This window comes from Chroococcidiopsis sp. [FACHB-1243] (assembly GCF_014696895.1).
In the GTDB taxonomy this organism is placed as follows: Bacteria; Cyanobacteriota; Cyanobacteriia; order Cyanobacteriales; family Chroococcidiopsidaceae; genus Chroococcidiopsis.
Genome location: NZ_JACJQX010000020.1, coordinates 19328 through 31771 on the forward strand (window position 1 = coordinate 19328; position 12444 = coordinate 31771).

The following is a 12444-nucleotide window of genomic DNA, read 5'->3' on the forward strand; positions in this document are numbered from 1 at the left end:
ACCAGTGACCAGTGACCAGTTACTACTCCCGACTCCCGGCTCCCGACTATCTCACGTCCGTGGAGGTAAATTACGCTGCTGCTTGAAGGATTCGAGAATTTCCCGTACTTGTTGTCCGGCTATTTCCCGACCACCCAAACCGAAGGCGATCGCCGAAGCAACAGCGATCGCGCCAAATAGCAATCCGAATGCTAAATTCACGATATCTTGGGCAATCCCAATCTGTTGCAGCGCCATCGCTGAGACGAGAGCAATAATTGCTATACGGGCTATCTGTCCTAAAATCTGAGCTTGGCGATCGCCGGAACTGGTGATGATGTTGTAAGCCAAGTTTGCCAGAAATAATCCAATGGCGAATACTACCAATCCAGCTAAAATTCGTCCAAAAATGACGATAATACCGCTCACAAGGGTAGTTAATGCGGGAATACCCAAAATGTTAACTGCCGTCACTGTAGCGAACAGCATAATTCCTACAAATACGATAATCCCCACAATTTCAGCTGGAGTCCGAGCGGAGATTGTCGGCGTTGGTTCCCTTTGAATGACTGTTGGCTGTCCCGTCGTTGGTGGCGGTGGAATTGCTCCTGGTTCCTCATAGGTAGGACTTGGTGCAGCGCTTCTGCGTCTGAGAGTAGGTAGTCCCAGTACAGAGAAGATGTTGTTAAAGCCAATACTTGTGAGAATATTCGTCACCAGATCGCCGACGAATCGTCCCAGGAAGTAAGCCAGGATGAGAATTAATGCTGCTGTAAAAATTAGTGGTAAAGCATTAAGGATCTGTTGCAACATGGCGATCGCCGGAGTCGAGATCGCATCAATGCGCAGTTGTTGTAGTGCCGCGATCGCTACTGGAATCAAAATGAGGACGTAGACAATCGTGCCAATAATTCCCGATAAAGATTGCCCTCCTGCCGTGGTTCGCAGTCCAAAGCGCGATCCTGCTTGGTCAATTCCAGTTGAGATCAGCAAATTGGTGACGATCCGACGCACTACAGTAGCCAACAACCAACCAGCAGCAGCAATAATGACTGCTACCAAAATATTTGGCAACGCTGAGAGAATCTCGCTCACCAAACCCTCTATTGGTTGTAATGCTTGCTGCAAACCAAGAGTATCGAGGATAGGAATTAAAAACAGCAAAAATATAAACCAGTACAAGGCATTACCAATCGTATCGCTGAGCGATACTTGGTTTGGTGGTCGGGTTACTCCTTGCGGTCGCTGGTCTAAACGCTCGTCCAGCCTAGCAGCGCGTAGTGCTCGGACTGTAATCAACTTCACGATCGTCGCAATTGCCCAAGCCACACCTAGAAAGATCAGCGCTCCTAGTATCCGAGGAATGAAGCTCAATACAGTATTGAGGAAGCCACCCAAAGGACGAGACACCACCTCTAGTTGAAGTGCGTTTAGCACCGCTACTACGGTGAAGAGAATCACAATCCAATAGACTAGGTTGGCAATCAGTTCTTCGACTCTGGGTAAGTCGCGGCTATCCGAACGACCAGTAATGCTTGCTGCAATGCGGTTGTCAATATCCGTGCGATTGAGGATACCTTTGACTATAGCTTTAGCGATCGCAGCCACGATCAAACCAAGCGCCAGAATTAAGACTGCTCCCAGCAAGTTAGGAATAAACGCTAACAAGCTACCCCAAATATTTTGTACGTAATCCACACTTCGCTCAACAGCCTGTTGTCCCTGCTGTACTGGTGGTGCTGCTTGCGCCAAATGTTGCCAAGACGCTTGCAGCGGTCTATCCCAGTTAGTCGAGTGGGTTATCCCGTGCCAAATTGCATTCATAATTTTCCGAGTTAACTGTAAATTTCATGAGGAGAGAGTACCAGCCATCGCTCTTTTTGGTAGCAAAATTGAAAATCCTGCTACAACTCCCTTGTATTTTTGTACTTTGTTAGCAAATTAGCTAGTGAGGAGAAATATAGAGTTCTTATACAGAGTGATTCCTCAGTTTCTCATTCCACATCTACCTTAGTGAGTAGTTATGCCAGAAGAATCCCCGGATTAGTGAGTTTTTAGGTTTTCATCATCGCGATAGATGCGAAATAAAATCAGTTTGCTCGTCAAGATTATGATTAAATTTTCTGATAGATAAGGGAGAAGGGAGCTGAGGAGCAGAGGAGCAGAGAGAGTCGCGGAGCTGAGGGAGGAAAAATACCACGCACCACGCACCACTCTGTCACCAACTACCAACTACCAACTACCCATTACCCATTACCCATTACCACCCTTCACGCTCTTACTGATAACTGACAACTGAACAAATGACACAAATATTTGAACAATCGATTGAAATTGCTGCCAGTGCAACAGCTGTTGAGCGATGCATTACTGACTTAAATCTAATGCATCGGTGGTTGAACCGAGCTTTGCGTTGCGAACCTGTAGGCGAGTGGAGTACGGAAATAGGTAGCCGCAGCCGTTTTATTATTCAAACACCCTTAGTCAAACCTACTTTAGAGTGCATCACGATCGATCGCGCTCCTGGGTTAATTGTCTGGGGATTTGAGGGTTTTTTTCAAGGTAGCGATCGCTGGGAGTGTCAGCCCTTACCCCAAGGAACGCGCCTGCTTAACCGCTTTGAATTTGAGATTCCCAATCCCATCGTTCGCTGGGGTTTCCACACCTTCGCAGCCCCCTGGACGCAAGCAGACATGAAAACTCAACTCCAGCGCCTCAAGCAGGTTGCAGAGGAAGTGAAATGAGTGGTGAAGAGGGTGTAGGGTGTGGGGTAAATCAAGACAAGGGGGACAAGGGAGACAAGGGAGAAAAACACGCGCCACTCTCTTGCCAACTACCCATTACCCATTACCCATTACCCTGACAACTGACAACTGACAACTGACAACTGATAACTGATAACTGTTCTATCCTCTTCCCAGTTGGCTCAACAATTTGCGAATTACTGGAGCATCTTCTGCATGGGGGGCTTGGGCAAGATAGGATTCAAAGTCGGAAATGGCTGAAAACCAATGTCCCAACTGGTAGTTAATTAAACCGCGATCGCGTGTTTCACTTGGGATATCTGGAAACAATAGCAAAATTTTTTCTACTGTTTCCAGTGCTTTTTCTAAATCCTGCTGTTGTAAATAAATATACTTCAAATTTGTCAGCATCCGTGCTAAAAATTGCCGATGAGTCACCGATCGCAAAAATTCCGCTCGTAATGCTACAGGCTGTCCGTAAATTTGGCTCAATTTTGCTTGACAGTCCTGGGGAAACAGTACTTCACCGCGATTGAAGGCATCGACAAAAATTTCCATTTCCGGTATGTCAGGACGAATCAGGAAATGCCCTGGCATTCCCACTCCAACCATCGGAAAGTCAATTCGCTTAGCTAACTCTAGGTAGATTAGCGATAGTGTAATCGGGATTCCCGTCCGTCGCTCGATCGCATCGTTTAAGAAGCTATTACGCGGATCGTGATATTCATTAACATTTCCTTTAAATCCTAAGTCTTCATATAAGTATTGATTAATAGTTTGAATGACACGTAAGGGATACCTCTGAATAGGTAGCCGCTCTAGTAATTCTTCTGCCATCGTATCTAGAGCGTTGAGATATTCTGCTGGATCGAGTTCTGGATATTCCTCCTGAGCAATGTATAGAGCTGCTTTGGCTAGATCGATCTGCTCGTCAGAGCGATCGATCTCTTGAGAGAAAAATTGCCTTGCTACCGGAACCATCACTAATTGCAAAGAATAATAAGGATCGTTTTACACTCTTTACATAAATTAAAACAGACAACACAGTATAAATGGTGCATCCTTAAGGTCAGTCTTATGGAACTCAACCAGAGATAGTTGCATCAAAAATAACAAACGTGGGAAGTCAGCGATCGAAGTCAAAAATTCTGCAATCGCTTTGAGCAATCAAAAATAGAAGTGTCACCACCAAATCGTTTCGACAAAACTCAACAATGGCGGCGGATCTTTTATAGCTTGCGTACCAGCATTTTAATTTGGTATGTCTTGCTATTAACTTTTAGTGCATTTCTTTCCACCTTGGTCATCCGGCAGGTCTTACTGACACGCCTAGAGACAAGACATGAAACCTCTTTGCTACAGGAAGTCAAGGAGTTTCGAGTTTTAGCTAATGGCAAAGACCCCAACACGGGAAAACCTTTTCAACATAACCTTAAAGCTTTGTTTAGAGTGTTTCTCAATCGCAACATTCCCGATGACGATGAGTTTTTGATTGCCATCATCGAGGGTGAAATCGATCGCTCCAGCCCTAGAGCGCTACCCGAGCCACTAAAACAGAATTCAGAGCTAATTCAATATTTTGGTAAATTGACTCAGCCCGAACAGGGAGCCAGAGAGACTGCTGTAGGCACGATTCTCTATCGCGCTGCCCCTATTATCAGAGATGAAACTCACGGAGTCTTTGTGGTCGCTCAACTGACGGCAGGGGAACGCCAAGAAGTGAATGAAGCAATGGCAGTGATTATTCAAGTCAAAATTTTTGTCATCATTGGGGCAGCAATCCTTGCCTGGTTAATGGCAGGCAGAACGCTGACTCCTCTACATTTACTCACGGAAACCGCACGCTCGATTCGCGAATCTGACCTCACTCGCCGCATTCCTGTCAAAGGGTCGGATGAAGTTGCCGAACTCGCAACGACTTTTAATGAAATGCTCGATCGCCTTCAAGCTGCTTTTAGCAGCCAACGCAACTTCATTAACGATGCCAGCCACGAACTGCGAACGCCAATTACTATTATCCGCGGTCACTTGGAACTCATGGGCGACGATCCCCAAGAACGAGAGGAAACTGTAGCTTTGGTGACAGACGAATTAGATCGCATGAGTCGTTTTGTTGACGATTTGTTACTCCTCGCTAAGACGGAGCAACCAAACTTTTTAAAGCTGGAAAGATTAGATCTGACTACCTTGGTAGCAGAAATTTACTCTAAAGCGATCGCCCTATCAACGGATCGTCACTGGCAGATCGATCGCCATAGTCCAGGGACAATTATTGCCGACCGTCAGCGCCTCACCCAAGCAATGATAAACTTGGCTCAGAATGCCACCCAACACACGACAACGGGAGATACGATCGCTTTAGGCTGTATGCAGAGACACAATTGGGTACGGTTATGGGTGCGCGATACGGGCGAAGGTATTTCTCTGGCAGACCAACAAAGAATTTTTGAACGCTTTGCTCGCACTACCAAAAGTCAAAGACGTTCTGAAGGTGCTGGCTTAGGCTTGGCAATCGTGCGGGCGATCGCTCAAGCTCACGGTGGCAAAATTGAACTAAGTAGTCGTCCTCATCGCGGCTCTACTTTTACCATCGTACTTCCTATCGAACCCACATCAGAGATATCATCTCATGAGTAGAATTTTAATCGTCGAAGATGAACCCCGGATTAGTGCTTTTATTGAAAAAGGACTAAAAGCCAATGGCTACACAGTCTCAGTAGTTCGGGATGGCGATGAAGCTTTACTTGTAGCCAATAGCAAAGATTTTGACCTCATGATTCTCGATCTAGGACTACCGCGTCAAGACGGTTGGACGATATTATCAACATTGCGCGGTCAAGGAGAATATTTACCGATCGTCATTCTCACTGCTCGCGACGATGTGAATGATAAAGTAGCGGGACTAGAGGGAGGCGCTGATGACTATATGACAAAGCCATTTCGGTTTGAAGAATTGCTGGCGCGGGTGCGTTTGCGGTTACGCGACAAAACTCAGAACGTCACGAAGGAGATTGCGGAACTCAAAGCAGGTAATCTTGTCCTAGATTTGCAGCTGCGACAAGTCAGAATTGGCGATCGCTCAGTCGAACTTTCTGCTAAGGAATTTACGTTGATCGAAACATTTCTACGGCATCCCAATCAAGTCCTCAGCCGCGAGCAACTCCTCAGTGCTGTTTGGGGCTACGACTACGATCCTGGTTCTAATATTGTTGATGTTTATGTTGGCTATTTACGCAAAAAAATCAGTTCTCACCTGATTGAAACCGTCCGAGGTATGGGATACCGTTTCGTTAGTCAGCAGTGAACAGTTGTCAGTTATCAGTGTAGAGATGTTAGATGTAACGTCTCTACATAACGACTCTCATAAACTCTCATCAAATTATGCGTTTAATTCTTAGCTCGATCGCCGCGATCGCTTTTCTGGCATTGCCTACAATTGTGGCGGCGCAATCTACCTCTCCTAAACCAGATAACAGCCCTTCTTTTGAACTTCCACAACGCACTCCTAGAAATCCTAGCAGACCTGCTGAACCACCAGCACCACCAGAAGAATATGAGAAGAAAATAGAAGATATTCAAAATTTAGTCAACAGTAATAAGCAGGTAAAAACAATGTGCGCTAACTATATCAACGATATAGAGTATCAGTTTCTCAGCAATAAGTTGCAGATTGATACTGGTAATAATAGTTGTGCTTTTACCATTATTAAAGAAGTTATTCAACCGCAACTGGCTGAAGGTAAACTTAGAACCTACGAATATACAGGCGATCGCGAAGGGATAATTGTTACGTTTTAATTTAATATTTCAAGAAAGTGGCTAGTGTTTAGTGTCTGGTGACTGGAAAAAATCTAGCCACTAGCGACTTACAAATGACAAATAACTAAAAAGCTTATGAATCCCAATACATCGCAGGTTTTGATTCGGTTCCCCCATCCCCCCTTAAAAAGGGGGGCTAGGGGGGATCTCCAAAGTCTATGTACTCTAACCAAGAAGTATTGTTATGAATCCTGCAGATAATCCCATATGACCAAGCTAATTATTCAAATTCCTTGTTATAACGAAGCAGAAACGTTAGGAATTACTCTTTCTGCTTTGCCGCGAGAAATACCTGGAATTAGCTGTGTAGAATGGTTGGTAATTGATGATGGTAGCACGGATAAAACCCTTGCAGTTGCTAAAGAGTTTAGGGTCGATCGCATAGTAAGATTGAACCACAATCAAGGACTCGCAAAAGCATTTATGGCAGGGATAGAAGCCTGTCTAATTGCAGGAGCAGATATTATTGTTAATACTGATGCAGATAATCAATATTGTGCTGATGATATTCCTAAATTAATTGCTCCTATTTTATTAGGGAGAGCAGAAATTGTTATTGGCACGCGACCAATTCATAAAATCAAACACTTTTCCCCAACTAAAAAAGTTTTACAAAAATTAGGAAGTTGGGTGGTACGCCTTGCTAGTAACACGGACATTCCCGACGCACCCAGTGGTTTTCGGGCAATTAGTCGAGAAGCGGCAATACAATTAAATGTATTTAACGAATATACTTATACGCTAGAAACAATCATTCAAGCTGGACAAAAAGGTATTCCAATTACTGCCGTTCCGATTAGAACGAATAAATATCTCAGACCTTCGCGTTTAGTTAAGAATATTCCCACTTACATCCAGCGATCGCTCTTTACAATTTTACGCATTTTCATGACATATCAGCCGCTAAGATTTTTCACAATTTTAGGCAGCGTTCCTTTTAGTTTGGGTACATTGCTGGGGATTCGATGGCTAATATTTTTTCTTGATGGCACAACTCGTACTCGTATCCCTAGCTTGATTTTAGCAGCAATTTTAATTATTACTGGCGTACAACTGTGGCTTTTTGGCTTAGTTGCCGATCTCCTAGCAGTCAACCGCAAAGTATTAGAAGAAATTCAATTACGACAGCGAAGGGCGGATATTGAAGGGAGCAGGGAGCGCACGAGTAGGGAGCAGGGGTGAAGAGAGCTGAGGGGACAAGGGGACAAGGGGGACAAGGGGGACAAGGGAGAAGAAACTACCAATTACCAATTACCAATTACCAATTACCGATTACCAGTGTCAAATAAAAACCTGTTTGCTAAAGAAGCGATCGCGCAAATTCCTAAAATTTTAACCTTGATGGATCGTAATGTTCACAGCCCTACTTATGGATGTTGCGATCGCAATTTTTGGCATTACAAAATTATCGATTTTCCGAGCGGGATGGCGCAAGAATTTGTCTTACCTCTCGCTTTGGCATACGATACGGATTTACCAGATAACCCTTTTTATCGGCAAAAGATCGTTCCTCAGTGGGTGGAAACAGGAATTTTATATGCTGCTCGTAGCGCTCATGCAGATGGTTCCTGTGACGACTATTTTCCCTACGAACGAGCTGCTGGTGCAGCGGCTTTTTCTCTGCTTGCCTGCATGGATAGCTACACCCTATTAAAACTCAATAATCCAATCGCTCTGCAATTTTTTACTAACCGTGCTAATTGGCTGGCAAAACATCATGAAAGCGGTAGACTCACCAATCACCAAGCCTTAATTGTTTTATGTTTAGAATTACTTTCAAATTTATTACAAACTTCTCAGTGGGATCGGGCAAAAGTTCAGCGTTTAGAACGAGTTTTAGCTTGGCAAAGTAGCGAAGGCTGGTTTCAAGAATATGAGGGTTGCGATCCTGGCTACCATACTTTAACTATTTCTTGTTTAGCACGAATTTATCAACTTAAACCCGATATTCGCATCAAAGAGGCATTAATCAAAGCAGTTGGATTGGCTGCTCAGTTTGTACATCCTGATGGTTCATACGGGGGAGAATATACTAGTCGTAATACATACAATTTCTTCCCTCATGGTTTTGAATTAGTTGGACGATGGTTTCCCGATGCTTTAAGAATTAACGATGCTTTTTTAGTTGGATTAGCAAACGGTTTAGCACCTTGTTATAGTGACGACCATATTATCGGACATCATACTTGGAATTACTTGTTGGCTTGGCGCGATTTTGTTCCTCAACGTCCTTTATCTCAATCTCGTCCTACAGGTAGAATTTGGCTACCAGAAGCAAAGATTTTGATAGATCGACTCCCTAGTACGGGCGCACAGCCGTGCGCCCGTACTAACTCTCCAAGGTACGAACTCTACTTAGCACTGAATAAGGGAGGTACGTTTAAACTATTTCGTAACAACCAGTTGATAGCTTCAGATACGCAGTTTTCACTTTTGGTTAAAGAAGGCAAAAGAATTAAGAATGCGGTTGGACATTTAGTAGAAAATTATGCGATCGCTCTAGAACAAAACAAAATTACAATTCAAGGACAGTTGGGATGGGCGAAACAAAAACAAATGACACCAGCCAACTTAATGATATTACGCATAGTTATGCTGGGTTTCGGACGATTTTTTCCTAATTTGATTCGGAAGCTGTTACAAAAAGTGTTGATTGTTGGCAAGAAAGACGCACCATTCTGGTTTCAACGTCAACTGCTTTGGGAAAATGGGAAATTACACGTAATTGACGAACTAAAAGCTCCGAATTGGGAAAATGTTATAGCTGCTGATATTGGCTGCGATCGCACTTCAATTTATGTGGTTATGAGTCGAACTTTTCAAATTGGTCAACTGCAACCTGAATGGAATTTGACTGAAGAAGTCAAGCAACTCGCCCCAGGTGAATCGCTAAAATTAGAAAGGTATTTTTAAAAGTTATTTTTGATATATCGTCTCTACAAGAACAGGAGTTACGCACTTGAAATCTGAGATCTCGATTTCCCCTAGTTCCCTCCTTCTAAAAAGGGGGAACTCAAAGCCCCCTTTTTAAGGGGGTTGGAGGATCGACTACGTAAGTTTTGAAGAAATTGAATATTTTTTGGGTTCAAACATGAAACGAATAATTTCTATTCTAGTTAGCTTAATAATTTTAGTAATTATTTATTGGAAAATCGATTTTACTAATCTCATCGAAGTATTTCAAAACTCAAATATTTACTGGATGATAGTCAGTCTATGTATGGTCGTACCCATAACAACTATTACAGCATGGCGATTGCAGCAACTAGCTCCTAAACAAGCTCAATTAAGCTTTGGAGAAGCAAATAAATTAATTTTAGCTGCTAGCGTACTTAATATGGTCTTACCTTCAAAGATGGGCGATATTGCTAAAGCTTATTTTATGCGGCAGCAAGGGCATTTAACTGGCTCTTTGTCTTTATCTTTAGTAGTTTTTGAGAAAACTTGCGATTTACTATCATTATTATTATGGTGTGTTTTGGGTTTAATTCTTTATCCTTATAAGAATTTGTTGTTTTGGATAATGACAGTGAGTGTGGGTTTAGGGTTAACCCTTGGCTTACTCTTACTCAGTTCTCATAAATTCGCTCAAATAGTTTTTGTTTTCAGTAAAGCGATCGCTACCAAAAAACTGAAAATCAAAATTCAAAAATTGCAATTTTCTTGGAAGGAAATGCATCATTACTTTTGGCGCGATCGAGCTAATTTATTAAAAATCGCCTTAACTTCTATATTTATTTGGTTTTTACATTTATTACAAATCTGGTTCTTCATTCTGGCTCTAAAAGCCTGGACACCATTTTTAGCAAACCTTGCGCTCTCTCCATTAGCGATTTTAACAGGATTATTACCGCTGACATTTGCTGGTATTGGTACTCGTGATGCTGCATTAATTGCGTTCTACCAACCCTATTTTAATGCTCCTACGGCAGCTGCTTTAGGTTTACTTTGCACGTCTCGCTACTTGCTACCTGCAATTGGTGGTTTACCTTTTTTAGGACAATATTTAACCACTGTCCGCAATCTTTCTCAAGAGCAGTAAAAATGAGATTTTTCTCATCTTAAATTCACAAGTTTGTTACTTTTATAGAGTAGTCTTGCACCTGTGAAGAAAATTCATGTATATTCTATTGAGTGTTTCTAGTCGCAGGGATTGTGTTACAGATTATTAGCAATAATATTCGTACAAGCATATTTGTATTTGGTGCAACGCTTGCACTTACAAATAGCGTATTTGCCAGCGAATTGAAGCAAGAAAATACAAATTTAGAGCGAGCAAATAACTTATCTTCTAGTTTTAGAGCGATCGCACCTTACGAAGCTAACAGTCTCGATCGGATAACGCCTGTTTCCCAACTCGACAATATTAGCGCTCGCGATTGGCAGTGGCAAACATTAAAATTTCTGAGCCAACGCTATAATACGGCAATTGATTTTAATGGCGATCGCAGCTTCACACGTTATGAATTTGCCGCTACTTTAGATACTATTCTCACTGAGATCTCAAAACTAATTGCTACAGGTGACGCTGAACTTCTGAGTCAAACAGACATCACCAAATTGCAAAAATTGCAAACAGAATTTGCTACTGAATTAGCTAATCTACAAACAAGACGAGTAGAGGGATTAGAAAGTCAAACTCAACAGCTTGAAGCACAACAATTTTCTACAACTACAACTCTCTCAGGTCAAGTCATCTTTTCTGTCAGTGGCGCTGTAGGTGACAAAAAAGCAGATGGTAGTGGTGAAAAAGTAGATAGCAATTTAGTTTTGAGCGATCGCGTACGACTGACTTTTAATTCTAGTTTTATGGGGGAAGATCGTCTGAGGGTGCGCATACAAGCGAATAACTTCCCCGGAGTTGAAGATGCGACAGGGACAACAATGGCGCGATTGGGATTTGAAGGGGATAGCGAGAATCAGTTTGAGTTAACTCGCATCGAGTACCGCTTTCCCGTTGGCGAAAAAACTACAGTTTATGCGGGAGTCTTTGGTAGTGGAATAGATGACTTTGCCGATACAGTCAATTCTTTCCTTGATAGTAGCAGTCGGGGGGCAGTATCCCGCTTTGGCAGGCGCAATCCGATTTACAGACAAGGTTCGGGTACGGGAGTAGGTGTTGAATACGATTTGACTGAAGAGATCTCTCTGCAACTGGGTTATGTTGCTGAAGATGCTAACGAACCGGAATCTGGAATTAGTGGTAGTGCTTACGGCGCGATCGCGCAATTGTATTTTGAGTATAGCGATCGATTTGAGTTAGGTTTAACTTACGTACATTCCTACAACCAAATAGATACAGGTACGGGAAGCGAATTAGCCAACGATCCTTTTGATGAAAACAGCGATGCTATCCGCGCAAATTCTTATGGTATTGCTACAACTTGGCAGATTAATCCTAAATTTGCGATCGGTGGATGGATGGGTTTGACAAATGCGACAGCCGCAGATTTACCAGGTAATCCAACAGCAGAGATTTTTAATTATGCTATCACCCTTGCCTTTCCTGACTTAGGGAAAGAAGGTAACTTAGGTGGAATTGTTATCGGTCAACCACCAAAGATTATAAATACCGATTTTGGGAGATTTCGCGATCGAGATATTTCACTACACTTGGAATTATTCTATCGCTTTCAAGCCACCGAAAATATTTCAATCACCCCTGGTGTATTAATAATTACTAATCCCGAACACGACAACAACAATAACTCTGTATATGTCGGTACAGTTCGTACTACTTTTGACTTCTAAGTGCGGAAATTTAAATGAGTATTAAAAAAACCTTAAATAACTTGTTCAGCTTAACTAAGCTTGCACTTAGGCTATAGCAATTCTAGTCAATTATTTGTGGCATGAACATCTTGTTTATGCCACGAGTATCTTTTCCATACAAGCACTTCAG

Annotated in this window: 11 protein-coding genes; 9 read left to right on the plus strand and 2 right to left on the minus strand. The window is 42.6% G+C overall.

The annotated features are described in order from the left end of the window. Positions 1–51: 51 nt before the first annotated feature. The gene (locus tag H6G17_RS16005; RefSeq protein ID WP_192158797.1) at positions 52–1803 is read right to left on the minus strand and encodes a mechanosensitive ion channel; all 1752 of its coding nucleotides are present in this window, start codon (positions 1801–1803) and stop codon (positions 52–54) included. A 479-nt stretch (positions 1804–2282) separates the two neighbouring features. Here H6G17_RS16005 and H6G17_RS16010 point away from each other — a divergent pair, with 479 nt between their 5' ends. Then, positions 2283–2723 (plus strand): SRPBCC family protein, encoded by a 441-nt coding sequence (locus H6G17_RS16010; protein ID WP_192158799.1) that lies wholly within the window; start codon positions 2283–2285, stop codon positions 2721–2723. Beyond that, entirely contained in the window at positions 2720–2842 is a 123-nt protein-coding gene (locus tag H6G17_RS34155; RefSeq protein WP_277876019.1) for a hypothetical protein, read from the plus strand. Before H6G17_RS16010 ends, H6G17_RS34155 begins: the two co-directional genes overlap by 4 nt. A gap of 43 nt (positions 2843–2885) precedes the next feature. Here the strand turns inward: H6G17_RS34155 and H6G17_RS16015 are convergent, their stop codons facing one another. After that, positions 2886–3707: a tetratricopeptide repeat protein gene (locus tag H6G17_RS16015; protein ID WP_192158957.1), complete on the minus strand. Its 822-nt coding sequence runs from the start codon at positions 3705–3707 to the stop codon at positions 2886–2888. 195 nt (positions 3708–3902) lie between these two features. Between H6G17_RS16015 and H6G17_RS16020 the strand changes: the two genes are divergently transcribed. The 7 genes from H6G17_RS16020 (at position 3903) to H6G17_RS16050 (ending at position 12293) form a co-directional block, all read left to right on the plus strand. Next, positions 3903–5360: an ATP-binding protein gene (locus H6G17_RS16020; protein WP_192158801.1), complete on the plus strand. Its 1458-nt coding sequence runs from the start codon at positions 3903–3905 to the stop codon at positions 5358–5360. After that, on the plus strand, positions 5353–6027 hold the full coding sequence (locus H6G17_RS16025) for a response regulator transcription factor (protein WP_192158803.1): 675 nt from the start codon (positions 5353–5355) through the stop codon (positions 6025–6027). Before H6G17_RS16020 ends, H6G17_RS16025 begins: the two co-directional genes overlap by 8 nt. Positions 6028–6104: 77 nt before the next feature. Continuing rightward, positions 6105–6521 carry a hypothetical protein gene (locus H6G17_RS16030; RefSeq protein ID WP_192158805.1) on the plus strand — a complete coding sequence of 139 codons (417 nt, stop codon included), beginning with the start codon at positions 6105–6107 and terminating at the stop codon, positions 6519–6521. Between the two features lie 228 nt (positions 6522–6749). After that, on the plus strand, positions 6750–7724 hold the full coding sequence (locus H6G17_RS16035; protein ID WP_192158807.1) for a glycosyltransferase family 2 protein: 975 nt from the start codon (positions 6750–6752) through the stop codon (positions 7722–7724). Positions 7725–7883: 159 nt separating this feature from the next. Continuing rightward, positions 7884–9455 (plus strand): hypothetical protein, encoded by a 1572-nt coding sequence (locus H6G17_RS16040; RefSeq protein WP_347276436.1) that lies wholly within the window; start codon positions 7884–7886, stop codon positions 9453–9455. A 178-nt stretch (positions 9456–9633) separates the two neighbouring features. After that, positions 9634–10584: a lysylphosphatidylglycerol synthase transmembrane domain-containing protein gene (locus tag H6G17_RS16045; RefSeq protein WP_192158809.1), complete on the plus strand. Its 951-nt coding sequence runs from the start codon at positions 9634–9636 to the stop codon at positions 10582–10584. Between the two features lie 113 nt (positions 10585–10697). Next, complete coding sequence (locus tag H6G17_RS16050; RefSeq protein ID WP_347276434.1) at positions 10698–12293, plus strand: iron uptake porin; 1596 nt, start codon at positions 10698–10700, stop codon at positions 12291–12293. Positions 12294–12444 lie beyond the last annotated feature (151 nt).